Origin of the sequence: Streptomyces ipomoeae 91-03 (assembly GCF_000317595.1) — a bacterium.
Classification (GTDB): domain Bacteria; phylum Actinomycetota; class Actinomycetes; order Streptomycetales; family Streptomycetaceae; genus Streptomyces; species Streptomyces ipomoeae.
Genome location: NZ_AEJC01000334.1, coordinates 1 through 14,535 on the forward strand (window position 1 = coordinate 1; position 14,535 = coordinate 14,535).

Here is a 14,535-nt window from a genome sequence, read left to right on the forward strand (position 1 = left end):
GCGGCCGGCGGCAACGAGAACGCCGGGGACGGCGTGACCGGAACCGGCGACCCGGGGTCGCTCAACGGCCCCGGCGGGGCAGGTGAGCTGGTCAGCGGAGGCGTACTCGCGGACGCGACCTCGCGGGCGATCGCGTCGTAGTCGACGAGCCCCGTGGCCTCCAGCACCTTGATGTGGTCGAGGACGGTGGTGTTGGCGTCGTCGGCGAGATCGCGGACCAGGGAGTTGCGGGTGGTGGCGCGGACCTGGGCGACCAGGGAGAAGACCTTGCCGTGGGCCAGGCGAAGGATGTTGGCGAACTCCCGGTCGTACTGGTCGCCCTGCGCCGCGCTCAACGTCTCCAGCCAGGCCTTCTGCTGGTCGCTCGGCTGGTTGGGCAGGGCGAGGCCGAGGCGGGCGGCGACATTGCGGACGCGGGCGTCGAGGAACGTGTGGCCTTCGACGAGGTGCTCACCGGCGGTCCGTACGGCCTGGGTCGTGCCCTTCGCCTGGGCCTGCTGCCCCGCGGGCAGCTCCCACAGCCCGGCCAGCCGCACCTTGGTGATGAACTCCCGGTCCAGACCGGACAGCGCACCGTACCGCGTGGTCACCGTGGACGCGTTGAGCGCGTCGACGCCGGTGCCGGAGCGATCCGTGTACGACCAGATCGGGAAGATCATCGCGACGAGCGTCGCCGTCATCCCGGCGACGATGAGCCCTGTGCCACTGGCCAGCCTTCCGTTGCGGTAGTTGGATCGCATGGTGCCTCCTGCTCGCGGCACCGCACGCTCATGCTCTTCGGGTGCGGATTCGCCTTCAGGTTGGCATGTTACTTGCCGGTCTACGGCAACTTCCCTACGCGCGGGAAGGGTTGATGCGGGACAAAGTGTGTGTGATGGGACGAGGGAGCCGACGGGCAGAGACTGTGAAATGCCTGGTGATCGGGCCTGAAACCCGTGTGGGGGCCACGGGTCTGTTAATCGCAGCACACCGGGTGCGCAGCCGACCGTCGCGCACGGCAGCAACGGCGCGTACGCACCCCGGTTCAACGGCGCGTACGCACCCCGGTTCAGCGGCGCAGGAGTACCCGGCGGGTGGCACGGGCGAGGCGGGCCGTCGGGCGCTTCGAGAGCGGGGCCGGGCCCGAGCGCTCCAGCCACCACTCGCGCAGCGCGCGCTTCGCCGTCGCGTCCTCCAGACCCTGCTCCAGCAGCACGTGCTCGGCGAAGGAGAGGGCGTCGCGCCGGTAGCCGTCCGTCATGGGGTTGCCCTGGGCGTACGCGAGGAAGGCCGGACGGTACGACGTGCCGAGGATCTCCGGCAGTTCGGGTGCGACCTTCCCCACGACGTCCGCCCGCTTGGCCGCGAGGGCCCGCGCCTGCACTCCCAACCGCACCCGGTCGAACCCCTCGGGCACCGGGGTCCCCGCGACCAGAGCGGACAGCAGCGCCGCCTGCGCGAGCCCGAGCCGCTGCCGAGCGGCGGGCTCGGCCGGCTCCTCCCGCGACGGCTCACCGATCGGCTTCGACGCCGATGCGCCGCGCACCTCGGCCTTCTCCAGCACTCCCCGGATCGCCCCCAACTCCCGCTCCAGCTCACCCGGCTCCGGGAAGTTCTCGTCGCGCTCCAGGAGGACGCCCGGCGGGGTCACCCGGGAGGCGAGGTCGGCGAGGATGTCGAGGACCTGCTGGGGGACGGGGTGGGCGTGGCTGTCGTGCCAGACGCCGTCGCGCTCGAAGCCGCCCGCGACATGGACGTACGCGATGGCCTCGACCGGCAGTTCGTCGAGCGCCTTGGCAGGGTCCTCGCCCCGGTTGACGTGGTTGGTGTGGAGGTTCGCCACGTCGATGAGGAGCCGGACCCCGGTGCGGTCGACGAGGTCGTACAGGAACTGGCCCTCGGTCATGTCCTCGCCCGGCCAGTTGATGAGGGCCGCGATGTTCTCCAGGGCGAGCGGTACGGGCAGCGCCTCCTGGGCGATGCGGACGTTCTCGCACAGCACGTCCAGCGCGTCCCGGGTGCGTGGCACCGGCAGCAGGTGCCCGGCCTCCAGCCGCGGCGACGCGGTGAGGGCGCCCCCCGCCCGTACGAACGCGATGTGCTCGGTGACGAGGGGCGCGCCCAGGGCCTCCACGCGCTCGGCGAGGGCCTTCAGGCGCCCCTCGTCGGGGCGGTCGGCGCCGCCGAGGCCGAGGGACACGCCGTGCGGTATGACCGTGACGCCCCGCTCGCGCAGGCGCCGCAGCGACTCGGGCACATGGCCGGGGCAGACGTTCTCGGCGACGACCTCGACCCAGTCGACGCGGCCCGACGGTCCGGCCATGCGCTCGACGGCGTCGGCGATCTCCGGTCGCCAGCCGATGCCCGCCCCCAACTGCCTGATCTGCTCCATCGTCCCCTCCTCGGTCACGCCCGGTCACGGCTTCGCACGGATCCTGTGTGTCGTCTCCTTACGGCGGACCTGTGTTCCGGCGTGACGGAGTCATGGCCCCGGGATCCGGGGCCGAACCCCGGGAAGGGGACCTTCAGAGCAACATTTGAGCTTTCGGCGGCTACGGGATCTGTGGCTCGCCCTGGTCCTCGTTGATCTCCTCCGGGTCCGGCCGGTTGGTGTTCACCACGCCGGGGGTGGTCGGCGACGGGGTGGACTTCACATCGGGGTTGGTGGACGGCTCCGCCGCGGGCGCGGCGGGCGGCTGCACCCCGGCGACCGGCGGCGGCGGGCCGGTCGGGCTGGCGGTACCGCTGACCGAGTTGTTGGCGATCGTGTCGAAGTCGACCTCGCCGGTCTTCTCCAGGATCGTGATGTGGTCGAGCACGGTCTGGTTGGCGTCGGAGGCCAGCTGGCGCACCAGAGTGTTGCGGGTGCTGTTCCGCACAGTGGCGATGGCCGGGAAGATCTTGCCGTGCGCGGCCCGCAGCAGGTTCGCCCAGGTCTTGTTGTACTCCGCCTCGGTCTTGGCGGCGGTCATCTGGTCCAGCCAGCCCTGCTGGTCGGCGTTCGGCTGGTTCGGCAGCTCCACGCCCAGCTTCGCCGCGATGATCCGTACCCGCTTGTCCAGGTCGGTGTGGCCCACGATCAGATGGTCGGCGGCCTCCCTGACGGACTTGCTGCCGCTGCGCTCCAGGGCCTGCTGTCCGGCCGGCAGCTCCCACAGGCCCGCCAGCCGCACCCGGATGATCAGGTCACGGTCGGCGGGGGTGAGCGGCCCCCACTGCGTGGTGACCGTGTCTCCCGTGGGCACGGCCGCGGCTGCCGTGGCGTTGCGGTTGGGGTACGAGTAGAAAACGGGGTAGGCGACCGCACTGATCGTGCCGACGATCGCCAAGGCGACAAGGACAGAGCCCTTTGAGCGTCGCAAGAGAGCCTCCCGGAGGAAACCAACTGATCGTTGGGGACTGAGAACTGTGGCTTGGGGTGGGGTGCTGCCCCGGCGGGGCCGGGCCCGCAGTCTGCTGCGGCGGGCCCGGACCGTGCCGTGGGGCCGGCGTCAGATCGTGCCGTTGGCGATGGCGTCGAAGTCGACCTGACCGGTCTTCTCCAGCATCGTGATGTGGTCGAGCACGGTCTGGTTGGTGTCCGAGGCGAGCTGGCGCACGAGGGAGTTCTCGGTCATGTTCCGCACCTGCCCGATCGCCGGGAAGATCTTTCCGTGGGCCGAGCGCAGCAGGTTCGCCCACACCCGGTCGTACTGGTCGTCCGTGGCGTTGGACATCTGCTGCAGCCAGCCCTGCTGCTGGGCGTTGGGCACGTTGGGCAGTTCGACGCCGAGCTGGCTCGCCACAGTCCGCACCCGCTCGTCGAGGTCCTTGTGACCGACGATCAGATGGTCCGCCGCCTCCTTCACGGCCGGGCTGCTCGACCGCTGCATCGCCTGCTCGGCGGCGGGCAGCTCCCACAGCCCCGCCAGCCGCACCCTGACGATCAGATCCCGGTCGGCGGCCGTCAGCGGCCCCCACTGGGTGTTCACCGTACCGGACGCCATGTTGGCCTGAGCGGTACCCGACCGGTCGGCGTAGGACCACACAGGGAACGCCAGCGCTCCGACGGTGACGACGAGCGCCAGGCTGGCGATGACCGAGCCGTTGACACGCTGCAAGATGATCCTCCCGGGTGAAGCCAACTGGTCGTTGGGGCAGTTGCTTGGCCAGTGCTGGGAGGTACGTACGGGGAGGCCGCGATGTTCAACGGCGGGGCACAGTCACCGGAGAGCTTGGGGCGCGCCGGCCGAAAAGCAGTGAGTGTCGGCCGATGGTGGGCGCCGTCGCGCTCGGGCGCGACCGGCGTTCTCAGGCGCGCAGCGCCGGATGGTCCGCGACCACCGTGCAGCTGCCCGGGGCGATTTCGGTGAAGCCCGCGTCTCGGACGAAGGGGAGGCCGCAGGTGGTGAGGGTCTGCCAGTGGGCGGGGGCGGCGGTGCGGACGGTGAGGGGGAAGCCGGCGTCGCGCCAGGTGGTGCGGGCCTCTTCGGTAAGGGCCCACCACGCCAGTTGGGCGCCGTGGCCCGCCTGGGCCATGGCCTTGCCGGCGGACATGTCCAGGTCGGGGTTCATCCAGATGACCGGGGCGGAGAGGTCCGGGTCGACCGGGGGCTCCGGGTCGTCGAGGTCCGTGCCGGAGACCTGGAGACGGGCCAGCTCCTTGGGCCAGCCGTCGAGGGGGACCGGCGGGAAGACGCGTACCTCCGCCGACTTGCCGGTGACCGTGATGCCCTCCAGCGCCTCGGCCCGGCGCCACTCCGCGCCACGCGCCCGCCGGACCACCTTGCGGATCCGGGCGTCCTGCCAGTTCCGCACCGCCTCGGCCCACTCTCCCTCACCCAGCGACCGCTCGTCGCTCAGCATCACCAGCACCGCCCGCGCCGCCGTCTCCAACGCGTCCGTACGCGCCGGGGGCGACGCCTTCTCGATGTGTACGACCAGCGGCAGCACGAACTGCGGTGCCTCGTCGCGCGCGGTCCGCTCGTGCCGGAAGGGGCTGTCCTGGGAGTTCGGGTCACCGGTGCTCACCCGCCCAGTCTGCCAGCCGGAAGATCCGTTCTCGGACGGCCGCCCGTACAGCCGTGCGACGGTTGTACGAGGATGGGGGGCATGGGACATGAGTTACTGCTGAGCCTGGAGGGAGTCGGCCGCCGCTACGGATTCCGGGGGCCGTGGGTCCTGCGCGGTGTCGACCTCGCCGTCGCCCCGGGCGCGCTGATCCGGATCGAGGGCGCGAACGGCACCGGCAAGTCGACGCTGCTGCGCGTCCTCGCCGGGATCGACGCGCCCTCGGAGGGCCGGATGGCGGGCCGCCCGCGCACGGCGTACGTTCCCGAGCGCTTCCCCGCCGCGCTGCCGTTCACCGCCGCCGAGTACCTCACCCACCTCGGTGCCGTGCACGGCCTGGACCGTACGGCCGCCGCCGACGCCGCCGACGAGTGGCTGGAGCGGTTCGGGGCCGCCGAGTACGCCCTTACGCCGATGGCTCAGCTGTCCAAGGGCAGCAGCCAGAAGGTCGCGGTGGCCCAGGCCCTGCTCGCCGAACCGGAGTTGCTCGTCCTCGACGAGGCGTGGACGGGCCTCGACGCCGAGGCCCGCGCGGAGTTGGAGCGCGTGGTCGTCGAGCGCACCGCCGCCGGGGCCGCCGTCGTGTTCGTCGACCACGACCCGCGCCGCCTGGTCGGGGTGCCGGACGCGACGTACGCCGTCGCCGGGGGTGCGCTCGAACTCCGTGCGGGGGAGGGGAACTCGGGCGCGGGGGAGGACGACGGTCTCTTCGTCGTGGTCGAGGCGCGGGGGCCGTCCGGCGTCCAAGTACCGGCTGAGGCGGGGAAGTCGGCGGTGGCCGTCGAGGAAGCGGGCTCCGGCGCACACCGGTTCACCGTTCCGGAGGCTCAGTCGGACGCCCTGCTCAGGGCGTTGCTGGGGGCTCGGCCGCCCTGGCATGTGATGAGCGTGGGGCCCGTAGCGGGACCGGCCGAGCCACTGCCACGCGAAGTGCCGACCGCGTCGCGGTCACCCGAAGTGACGTCCGAACTGGAAGTGGAGAGCTCCTGATGACCGCCCTGCTTCGTTACCAGGCCGCCCTCCTCCTCCGGTCCCAGCGCTGGTTGCCGCCCGTCATCCTGTACGCGGCGTTCCTCGCGATCGGGGTGCAGAGCGGGCAGCCGGTGCTCGACTCGCTCGGTTACTCGGCCGCCGCGCTCGTACCGGTCGCCGCCTGGCTGGTGCGGATCTGTGCCACCAACGAGCCCCCCGCGGCCCGGAGCTGTACGGGCGCGGCGGCCGGACCGGGCCGGGCGCACCTGGCCTGTCTGCTGGTCGCGCTCTCGGCGTCCACGTTCCTCGGTACGGCGGTCACACTCCTCGTCACGGTCATCAGCGACTGGACGAGCACGGATCACCAGACCCGGATCGCGGCCGTCCCCGCAGGAATCGCCGGTCTGCTCGCCGCGCTCGCCTGCGCCCTGCTCGGCACGGCCGTGGGCGCGCTCACGAACTGGCCGCTGCTGCGCTCGCCCGGCCGGGCCGTCCCCGCCCTGCTCCTCGGCGCACTGCTGGTCCTGGTGGTCGCGGGCTCCCCGGCCAACGCGGCGATCAGCGCCCTGGTGGACGGCTCCGAGCAGGGAACCGTCCCGTTCCCGGTCCTGCCCCTGGCCGCCGCCGCCCTGCTCACGGCGGCGGCGAGCGCGGTGGCCTGCGCCCTCACGACCCGCCGCGCGGCCTGAGCGGGCGCTCCACAGCCTCCACAGTCTCAGCCTCCACCGTCCGCACCGCCTGCCTCAGCCCGAGCAGGCAGTGCGCTCGGCCTCCCGCCACTCGCACACCGGGCACAGGGTGATCCCCTTGTACGACTCCGGGTACTCGGTGGGCTCCTGGCAGAGGACGCAGGCGGCGAAGGGCGGACCGTCGGCGGCGGTGGTGTGCGCCGAGGCCGGGTCCGCGTGCGGGGCCGCGTGCGCGGCCGGTCCCGTGGTCGGCGCAGTCGGTTCGATGCCGCAGTAGTCGCTCATACGTCCAGCGTAGAGCGGTCCGGCGCGTAGGGCCTCAGCGTGCCGCCGCCCCCACCAGCTCCGACACCTTCACCAACCGGAAACCCCGTTTCCGCAGCTCAGGAACGATGATCCGGACGGCCCGCTCCGTGACGGGCGCGGCACTTCGTGTGCAGTGCATGACCACCACGGACCCCGGCCGCACCCGCTGCAGCACCGTGCGCGCCACCGCGTCGGCGTCCGTCGCGAACGCGTCCCCGCTCACCACGTCCCACTGCACGGCCGTCACCCCGGACCCGCTCAGCTCCCGCAGCGCGCGACGGTCGTGGCAGCCGCCGGGGAACCGGAAGTACGGCATCGGATTCCGCACGCCCGCCCTCCGGAACGCGGTGTACGCCCGCTCCAGGTCCGCCCGGACACGCTCCGGCGGCATCGTCGGCAGGCCGTAGCAGTCGGCGGTGAAGGCGTGATGGCTGTACGAGTGGTTCGCGATCTCGAAGAGGGGGTCCCGCCCGATCGACCGCGTCTGGATCGGGTACTCCTCCGCCCACCGCCCCGTCATGAACACCGTCGCCGGCACCCTCAGCCGGCGCAGGGTCGAGATGAGCTGCGGATTGTCGAACCGTTCACCTGCGGCGGCCCTCGACCCCTGCGCTGCGGTCATGTCCGCGTCGAAGGTGAGCGCGACGGTCTTGTGGGCGCCGGAACGGGGGCCGTTGCTGAACACGGGGGCCGGCCCGGCCGGGCCCGGCGCGAGTGTGGGCGGCCGGGACCCGGTGACCGCCGGGGAGGGGGAGGGGCTGGTGGCGACGACGGTACGGGGTGCGGTTCGGGGAGCGCCGCAGGCGGCGAGGGCGGCGCCGAGCGCGCAGAGGCCGGCGAGCGCGGTGATTCTTCGCACAGGACTGATCACCGGATGAACGTAAACGGGTGAGCCGGTCGGATTGTGTCTTCAACTGCCCGTTTGGTTGGAGTCCGGCGTGAAGTCACCCGCGTGGGCGACGAAGGGGTCCAGGAGGCGGGGGAGAGGCTCGGTTCAGGGCTGGCGGGCAGCTTGGAGTCATGGACGTGGACGGCGGAGGGGCAGGCGGCGACTTCGACGCAGTCGTCGCCTTCGGTCCCGCTGTACGAAGACTTTCGCTTCGGAGATCAGACGGCCTCTTTTCTGCCCCTCCGAGCAGGCGTGACGCCGTCCGTCCGGCAGCTCAAGGAGCCGGAGGGGGCCGTCGAGGCAGGCGTGGTGCCTGCTGTTCGGGCCTGTACGAACACGCCGAACGTCTTCAGGCCGTCGGACGGGTCGGGCTCCCGGTCGGCGCTCATGCTCGGCCACCTCCAGGTGAGCCGGATCTGCGGGGCTCTCCCCACGATCAACTCACCCAGAGTCACGAACGGTTGCGCGTACCGTCCATCGAACACGCATGTACGGCCCGGCGCCGTACATGCGCGCCTCGTGGGAGCCCTCGCGGGTTGCCGACAGGGTCTCTTCTCAGGCTGCGAACCAAGGGACTCGGCAGGCGTGGGGAGACATGCCCTGCGGGCACAGGGTCCTGATCAGCGTCTTGCGTATCGCCCGCCAGGTCTGCAGGGAACACGCCAAGTGGACGCGCAGTTCGACCAGTTGCCGTGTGCCGGGGCTCTGACCGGGGTTCTCGTGGGCCCACTGCTCCGCGAGGATGTCGTACATCTCCGCCGTCGGCATTCCGCTGGGGAGGGTGTGTGCGACGGTCATGTCGATGATTCGGGCGCTCCGCGTGGCCACGGCGTCCGTGACGAGTTTCCTGACCCAGACCAGCCCCTCTTCGTCCGCGTACAGGCCGAACCTCACGGTGCGCGTTCTCATTGCGACTTGCCTCTGGCTCTCTTCGTCGGCTGGTGGGCGCGGGGCGACTGATCGGCTGGCCGGCTGATCGGTGTCCGCCCCGTGCCCAGGGTGCCAGAGGTCGGTCAGGCGGTCGTCACCGGCGCCAGGGGCCCGTCACCGCGAATGTCGTGCCCGGGGTGTAGCAGTTGACGTACATCGTGTTGCCGTCGGGGGAGAAGGTGACGCCGGCGAACTCGCCCCATTCGGGCTCGGTGGGGGTGCCGATGTTCTGGGCGTTGCGGGCCATGGCGTAGACCTCGCCTCCGCGGGTCACGCCGAAGACGTGCTGGGCGCCGTTGCCGTCTTCGCAGACCATGAGGCCGCCGGTGGGGGCGAGGCAGATGTTGTCGGGGGATTCGCCGGGGAGCCGGACGTCGGTGTCGGGGCCGAAGACGATGACCAGGGTGAGGTGGCGCTCGTCGGGGTCGTAGCGCCAGATCTGGCCGTAGTGGTCGGCGGCGGAGCCCTCCTCGCTGCGGGCGTAGGAGGAGACGAAGTAGACGCAGCGACCGCCCCAGTAGCAGCCCTCCAGCTTCTGGGCGTGGGTGATGCCCTTCGGGCCGAAGTCCTGGTGGCGGATGGGGGTTCGGGTGGCCAGGGGGTCCGGGACGTCCACCCATTCGATGCCGTCGAAGCGGGTGCCGGGGTCCTGGATCCGGGAGAGGTCCGGCACGCCGGGTACGCGCATCGCCTGGAGGTGGCCTCCCGCGCGGAGTGAACCCAGGCCGCCCTTCGGTTTGTTGGGGAGGAAGCGGTAGAACAGGCCGAAGGGTTTCTCGAAGGCGTCCTCCGTCTCGTAGACGATGCCGCGTTTCGGGTCCACCGCGATCGCCTCGTGCTGGAAGCGGCCCATCGCGGTCAGGGGGACGGCTCCCGAGCGGTGCGGGTCGCTCGGGTCGACCTCGAAGATGAAGCCGTGGTCCTTGGTGTAGCCGTTGGTGCCGGCCTTGTCCTCGGTCTCCTCGCAGGTCAGCCAGGTGCCCCAAGAGGTGGGGCCACCCGCGCAGTTGACCGCGGTGCCGGAGATGGCGACCCGTTCCGAGAGGACCTTGCCGTGGGCGTCCAGCGTCAGGGTCGTACAGCCGCCCTTGCCCATCGGGTCGTAGACGAGGCCTTCGACGGTCGGGACCGGGGTGCGGGCGTTGTGGCGGTTCTCGTGGTTGCGGACCAGATGCACCCGGCGGCCGTGGCCGTCGGTCGGGCGTCCGGCGAAGGCTGCCATGCCGTCGTGGTTGCTGGGGACTTTGCCCTCGCCGGAGCGGAGGCGGTCGCCCTCACGGGAGAGGACCTGATAGCGGAAACCTTTTGGCAGGTCGAGCAGACCCTTCGGGTCCGGGATCAGGGGGCCGTAGCCGGAGGTGAAGTCGGGGCCCGAGGAGGAGTGGCCGAGGCCGTTCTGCGGGGTCGCCGCGTTCGCGAAGAGTTCGGACAGGGTTCCGGTGAACGCGATGCCCGCTCCCAGGGCACCGGTGCGGGCGAGGGCCTGACGTCGAGTCACTGACACGGGGGGAACCTTCCTGTTGGCGGACAGGATGTGACCCGCCTGTGTGTATCACGTGGTCACGGCTGGGTGAACCACGCGCGTAGAGGTGAGGGGGTGGAGTCGCCCGGCCTTCACTCGGTCGGACGGGGTGGGGTGGAGGTGGGTTAGGAGGGGGGGTGTGGCTGGTGGGGTGAGGGTTCGGGGCCGGGCTCGGTGGGCTGCCGGAGATGCTGCGGTGCGGGTTTGGTGGGCTGCCGGAGATGCTGCGGTGCGGGCTCCGTGGGCCGCCGGAGATGTTGCGGTGCCGCATCCGCGGGCTGGGCGAGCTGAGGTGGTGCGGGTTCGGTGGGTTGGTGGAAGGGCTGTGGTGGTGTGTCCGGGGGTGGGCCGGCCTGGGCTCGTTCCAGGAACCTCAGCAGTTCCACCGGGAAGGGGAGTACGAGCGTGGAGTTCTTCTCGGCTGCCACCGCCACGACCGTTTGCAGCAGGCGGAGTTGGAGGGCGGACGGGGTGTCGGCCATCTCCTTCGCGGCCTCGGCCAGCTTCCTCGAGGCCTGTAGTTCCGCGTCCGCGTTGATGATGCGGGCGCGGCGTTCGCGGTCGGCCTCGGCCTGGCGGGCCATGGAGCGCTTCATCGTGTCGGGGAGGGACACGTCCTTGATCTCGACGCGGTCGATCGTGACGCCCCACTCCACCGCCGGGCTGTCGATCATCAGCTCCAGGCCCTGGTTGAGCTTCTCGCGGTTGGAGAGGAGGTCGTCGAGGTCGCTCTTGCCGATGATGGAGCGGAGGGAGGTCTGGGCCATCTGGGAGACGGCGAAGCGGTAGTCCTCCACCCGGACCACGGCGTTCGCCGCGTCGACGACCTTGAAGTAGACGACGGCGTCCACGCGGACGGTGACGTTGTCGCGGGTGATGCCCTCCTGGGCCGGGATGGGCATCGTCACGATCTGCATGTTCACCTTGCGGATGCGGTCTACGCCGGGGACGACCATGGTGAAACCGGGGGGCCTGGGGGCGCCGAGGAGGCGGCCCAGGCGGAAGACCACGCCGCGTTCGTACTGCTTGACCACGCGGGCTGCCGCCGTGACGTATACGACTCCGGCGGCGCCGGTCGCTATGGCTGCCGCCAGCAGCTCCTGGAGCATGACGACCCCCTCTTGGTCGTCCCTGTATCGCTGCGAATAACACGATATGCCGGGGGAGGGGGAGTGGCGACCGGCGGGTGGGGGCGGGGCCACGGCGATGCGGTTGGGTACCCGGCGGCTTCGGCTGGTCGGGGGCGGGTTCCGCTTACCGGCGCGAGCAGGATGCCGCCGCGCCCACCCTCCCCCACTCTCGGCTCCGCTCGAGCGGGAGGTACCCCATCGCCCCAGCGGCACGACTGCCGCAGTGACGACGGGTGGATGGGGAGCCGCCCCCAGCGGCCCGACTGCCCGCGGCTGGGGGCGGCTGGTTGCTGCGGCTGTCCGTAGGCGGGGCAGCGACGTAGTGGGGCGTTCCCGCGTGGTGAGGTCCGTGGCGCGGTGGTGGCTTGCGGTGGAGGGAGGGGAGCGGTGGGCCAGGCGTCCCGGATCTTGGGGCGGGACGCCTGGCCTTTGGGGTGGGTCAGGGGGTTGTTGAGGACACTGTCGCCGGTTCTGGGCCTGTCATCTTCACCGGTTCCGTGCCTGTCGCGCTGTGGCGTTCCGCCCAGGTTTCGAGGGCGGTGCGGCAGGCGTGGTCGAGGTGGTGGAGGCCGGAGAGGTGGAGCTCTATCGGGCGGTCCTGGGGGAGGGACTCCAGGCTGTCGAGGATCTTGGGCAGGCGGAGGAACGTGGCGTTGCCCGAGAGGTAGGCCTGGATCGGGCCCGCGCCCTTGTCGATGACCTCCAGTTTGATGTGCGAGGCCTCCCACGCCGTCTTGGCCACGGAGAGGGCCAGTCCGATGAGGACGCCTTCGAACATGTTCACCGCGACGATCGCCAGGGCGGTCGTCATCAGGATCAGGGCCTCGCCCCGGTGCGCCCGCCAGAGGGAGACGACCTCGCGGAACGGGATCAGCTTCCAGCCCGCGTGGACGAGAATGCCGGCCAGGGCGGGGAGCGGGATCAGGGCCAGCGCCCCGGGCAGGAGGGCGGCGAACAGCAGCAGCCATACGCCGTGCAGGACTCGCGACGCCTTCGTCCTCGCGCCCGCCTGGACATTCGCGGAGCTGCGTACGATCACCGCCGTCATCGGCAGCGCGCCCAGCAGACCGCACACCGTGTTGCCGGCGCCCTGGGCCATCAGCTCCTTGTCGTACTCGGTACGCGGCCCGTCGTGCAGCCGGTCCACGGCCGCCGCGCTGAACAGGCTCTCGGCGGAGGCGATGAGGGTGAAGGCGAGGATCGTGCCGATCATGGCCACGTCCGCCAGGTCGCCGAAGGCGCCGAGGGAGGGCGGCTGGATGGATTCCAGCAGGCCCTGAACCTCCACGTTCGCCACCGGCAGGCTGAGCGTCAGTGAGGCGACGGTGGCCAGCAGGACCGCGGCCAGGGCGCCCGGGACCACCTGGACCTTCTTCGGCAGCCGCTTCCACAGCACCAGCACGGCCACCGTGCCCGCGCCGAGGGCGAGGGAGACGAGCGCCGTGGTGGAGGCCATGACGTCGACGAAGGCGCCGGGCAGCCCGGCGATCTTGTCGAGGCCGGACGCCGGGGCCTTCAGGCCGGCCGCCGCGTACAGCTGGCCCGCGATGATCACGAGCCCGATGCCGGCCAGCATGCCCTCGACCACGGAGACGGATATCGCGCGGAACCAGCGGCCCAGCTTCAGCGCGCCCATGGCGAGTTGAAGCAGACCGGCGGCCAGCACGATCACACCGAGCGCGGGCAGCCCGAACTGGCTCACCGCCTCGAAGACCAGCACGGTCAGACCGGCCGCCGGGCCGGAGACCTGGAGGCTGCTGCCCGGCAGCAGGCCGGCGACGATGCCGCCCACGATGCCGGTGACCAGGCCGAGCTCGGCCGGTACCCCGGAGGCGACGGCCACGCCCACGCACAGCGGCAGGGCGACCAGGAACACGACGAGCGATGCGGCGAAGTCCTGCCGCAGGTACGGGAATTTGGTGTGGGGGCGAGTGGACTTGGTCTGTGTCGCGGTCATTTGCGAATCCCCGCCGCTCACAGGATCTCGAACTTGTCGGTGTCCACGTGGTGTTCCCGCACGGTGCCGGTGTGGACCTCGTAGTACCAGCCGCGCAGCCGCAGCTTTCCTGCCGCGAGGCGCTTCTCCACGCAGGGGTAGGAGCGCAGGCGCAGCAGTTGGCTGAGGACGTGGTTCTGGACGCCTTCGGCGACGGTCGGGTCCTCGACCGCCCCCTGCGGGCGCGGAGTCGCGTGGGTGAGCCAGTCGCGTACGGCGGGTACGGCGTCGAGGTCGTCGCCGCGGACCAGGGCGCCGACGGCGCCGCAGTGGGAGTGGCCGCAGACGACGATGTCGGTGACGCCGAGCACCTCCACGGCGTACTCGATGGTGGCCGTCTCACCGGAGGGGCGGTCGGCAGTGTAGGGGGGGACGATGTTGCCGGCGGTGCGCAGTTCGAAGAGCTCGCCGGGGCGGGCGCCCGTGATCAGGGCGGGGACGACCCGGGAGTCGGAGCAGGTGATGAACAGGACCTCGGGGGACTGGCCCTCGGCCAGCCTGGCGAACTCCTCAGGGCGCTGTCCGAACGTACGGGCGTTGTCGATGAGGGGCTGCATGATGTGGTGACTCCTCCTGGCGCGCCGCGATGGCGCGTCGGGCTTGCACGACAGATGTGGGGGAACAGGCTCCGCGGCTCAGCAGCGGAAGACCTGGAGAGCGGCCGGGGTGTGGGCCGTGAAAGATCTCGACGGCCGGTGATGCCGGGCCGAGGGCCGTTCCGGTTCGTACGCGGCCGCTGGGTTCTCCCCCAACAGCGGACGCGCGGGCGCCCCGGGAACGGTGTGGGTGACGGCGCGGTGCCGGTCATGTGTGCGGAAGGGACCGGTCGGGTCCTCGGCGTGACCGCACTTGCGGTAGGTGACTGCCTTGTCACGCACCGGTTTCGCCTTGAGGGTGTTTCCGGGCTCGGCTTTGGCCTTGACGTGACCAAGCGTGTGCGCGGCTGCGAAGGAAACCGTGGGAGCGAAGAGCTGCAGCGCGAGCAGGACGGCGGCAAGGGCCGAAAGGGCGGTCCTGGTCGTCGTACCTCGCAACATGAGCCTCCCCACATGCAGTTCGCCGTCGTCTTCGCG

16 protein-coding genes and 1 pseudogene are annotated in these 14,535 nt (G+C 71.2%); 2 read left to right on the forward strand and 15 right to left on the reverse strand.

Annotated features, from left to right (window positions below; all coding sequences use genetic code 11):
* The 5 genes from STRIP9103_RS21770 to STRIP9103_RS21790 form a co-directional block, all read right to left on the reverse strand.
* Positions 1-740: DUF4142 domain-containing protein (locus STRIP9103_RS21770; RefSeq protein WP_048820718.1), on the reverse strand; the 740-nt coding region annotated here is incomplete at its 3' end.
* A 308-nt stretch (positions 741-1,048) separates the two neighbouring features.
* Entirely contained in the window at positions 1,049-2,371 is a 1,323-nt protein-coding gene (locus tag STRIP9103_RS21775; RefSeq protein WP_009317893.1) for an MbnB/TglH/ChrH family RiPP precursor modification enzyme, read from the reverse strand.
* A 160-nt stretch (positions 2,372-2,531) separates the two neighbouring features.
* A complete protein-coding gene (locus STRIP9103_RS21780) occupies positions 2,532-3,341 on the reverse strand; it encodes a DUF4142 domain-containing protein (protein ID WP_048820719.1) in 810 nt (269 codons plus the stop codon).
* Between the two features lie 129 nt (positions 3,342-3,470).
* Entirely contained in the window at positions 3,471-4,079 is a 609-nt protein-coding gene (locus tag STRIP9103_RS21785) for a DUF4142 domain-containing protein (protein WP_009317913.1), read from the reverse strand.
* A gap of 190 nt (positions 4,080-4,269) precedes the next feature.
* Positions 4,270-4,989 (reverse strand): peptidyl-tRNA hydrolase, encoded by a 720-nt coding sequence (locus tag STRIP9103_RS21790; RefSeq protein WP_009317873.1) that lies wholly within the window; start codon positions 4,987-4,989, stop codon positions 4,270-4,272.
* Positions 4,990-5,070: 81 nt separating this feature from the next.
* Here STRIP9103_RS21790 and STRIP9103_RS51730 point away from each other — a divergent pair, with 81 nt between their 5' ends.
* Both STRIP9103_RS51730 and STRIP9103_RS51735 read left to right on the forward strand, forming a co-directional pair.
* Positions 5,071-6,018: an ABC transporter ATP-binding protein gene (locus STRIP9103_RS51730; protein ID WP_009317912.1), complete on the forward strand. Its 948-nt coding sequence runs from the start codon at positions 5,071-5,073 to the stop codon at positions 6,016-6,018.
* The gene (locus STRIP9103_RS51735) at positions 6,018-6,689 is read left to right on the forward strand and encodes a hypothetical protein (protein ID WP_009317867.1); all 672 of its coding nucleotides are present in this window, start codon (positions 6,018-6,020) and stop codon (positions 6,687-6,689) included. The genes STRIP9103_RS51730 and STRIP9103_RS51735 overlap by 1 nt, the downstream gene beginning before the upstream one ends.
* A gap of 54 nt (positions 6,690-6,743) precedes the next feature.
* Here STRIP9103_RS51735 and STRIP9103_RS21805 read toward each other — a convergent pair whose 3' ends face one another.
* The 10 genes and pseudogenes from STRIP9103_RS21805 to STRIP9103_RS21845 all read right to left on the reverse strand — a co-directional run bounded on the left by STRIP9103_RS21805 (position 6,744) and on the right by STRIP9103_RS21845 (position 14,499).
* Positions 6,744-6,974, reverse strand: a complete 231-nt coding sequence (locus STRIP9103_RS21805) for a hypothetical protein (protein WP_009317909.1) — start codon at positions 6,972-6,974, stop codon at positions 6,744-6,746.
* A gap of 34 nt (positions 6,975-7,008) precedes the next feature.
* On the reverse strand, positions 7,009-7,866 hold the full coding sequence (locus STRIP9103_RS21810; RefSeq protein ID WP_048820720.1) for a polysaccharide deacetylase family protein: 858 nt from the start codon (positions 7,864-7,866) through the stop codon (positions 7,009-7,011).
* Positions 7,863-8,090, reverse strand: a pseudogene (locus STRIP9103_RS46880) (DUF397 domain-containing protein); the annotation flags it as partial. The gene STRIP9103_RS21810 and the pseudogene STRIP9103_RS46880, both read right to left, overlap by 4 nt.
* Positions 8,091-8,102: 12 nt before the next feature.
* Positions 8,103-8,273, reverse strand: a complete 171-nt coding sequence (locus STRIP9103_RS53505) for a hypothetical protein (protein ID WP_009317895.1) — start codon at positions 8,271-8,273, stop codon at positions 8,103-8,105.
* Positions 8,274-8,439: 166 nt separating this feature from the next.
* Positions 8,440-8,793, reverse strand: coding sequence for a hypothetical protein (locus tag STRIP9103_RS21820; RefSeq protein WP_048820722.1), 354 nt, complete (start codon positions 8,791-8,793; stop codon positions 8,440-8,442).
* 115 nt (positions 8,794-8,908) lie between these two features.
* Positions 8,909-10,312, reverse strand: coding sequence for a PhoX family protein (locus tag STRIP9103_RS21825; protein WP_048820723.1), 1,404 nt, complete (start codon positions 10,310-10,312; stop codon positions 8,909-8,911).
* Between the two features lie 149 nt (positions 10,313-10,461).
* Complete coding sequence (locus tag STRIP9103_RS21830) at positions 10,462-11,445, reverse strand: slipin family protein (RefSeq protein WP_009317887.1); 984 nt, start codon at positions 11,443-11,445, stop codon at positions 10,462-10,464.
* A gap of 460 nt (positions 11,446-11,905) precedes the next feature.
* On the reverse strand, positions 11,906-13,423 hold the full coding sequence (locus STRIP9103_RS21835) for a SulP family inorganic anion transporter (RefSeq protein ID WP_009317871.1): 1,518 nt from the start codon (positions 13,421-13,423) through the stop codon (positions 11,906-11,908).
* Between the two features lie 17 nt (positions 13,424-13,440).
* The gene (locus STRIP9103_RS21840; protein ID WP_009317865.1) at positions 13,441-14,019 is read right to left on the reverse strand and encodes a carbonic anhydrase; all 579 of its coding nucleotides are present in this window, start codon (positions 14,017-14,019) and stop codon (positions 13,441-13,443) included.
* A gap of 78 nt (positions 14,020-14,097) precedes the next feature.
* Positions 14,098-14,499, reverse strand: a complete 402-nt coding sequence (locus STRIP9103_RS21845; protein WP_009317904.1) for a hypothetical protein — start codon at positions 14,497-14,499, stop codon at positions 14,098-14,100.
* Between the last annotated feature and the right edge of the window lie 36 nt (positions 14,500-14,535).

Bases quoted from the DNA above. Each gene is read 5' to 3' on its own strand.
- STRIP9103_RS21805 (WP_009317909.1), bottom strand. From the start codon at position 6,974: ATGAGCGACTACTGCGGCATCGAACCGACTGCGCCGACCACGGGACCG.
- STRIP9103_RS51730 (WP_009317912.1), top strand. From the start codon at position 5,071: ATGGGACATGAGTTACTGCTGAGCCTGGAGGGAGTCGGCCGCCGCTAC.
- STRIP9103_RS21830 (WP_009317887.1), bottom strand. From the start codon at position 11,445: ATGCTCCAGGAGCTGCTGGCGGCAGCCATAGCGACCGGCGCCGCCGGA.
- STRIP9103_RS21775 (WP_009317893.1), bottom strand. From the start codon at position 2,371: ATGGAGCAGATCAGGCAGTTGGGGGCGGGCATCGGCTGGCGACCGGAG.
- STRIP9103_RS51735 (WP_009317867.1), top strand. From the start codon at position 6,018: ATGACCGCCCTGCTTCGTTACCAGGCCGCCCTCCTCCTCCGGTCCCAG.
- STRIP9103_RS21845 (WP_009317904.1), bottom strand. From the start codon at position 14,499: ATGTTGCGAGGTACGACGACCAGGACCGCCCTTTCGGCCCTTGCCGCC.
- STRIP9103_RS21840 (WP_009317865.1), bottom strand. From the start codon at position 14,019: ATGCAGCCCCTCATCGACAACGCCCGTACGTTCGGACAGCGCCCTGAG.
- STRIP9103_RS21835 (WP_009317871.1), bottom strand. From the start codon at position 13,423: ATGACCGCGACACAGACCAAGTCCACTCGCCCCCACACCAAATTCCCG.
- STRIP9103_RS21820 (WP_048820722.1), bottom strand. From the start codon at position 8,793: ATGAGAACGCGCACCGTGAGGTTCGGCCTGTACGCGGACGAAGAGGGG.
- STRIP9103_RS53505 (WP_009317895.1), bottom strand. From the start codon at position 8,273: ATGAGCGCCGACCGGGAGCCCGACCCGTCCGACGGCCTGAAGACGTTC.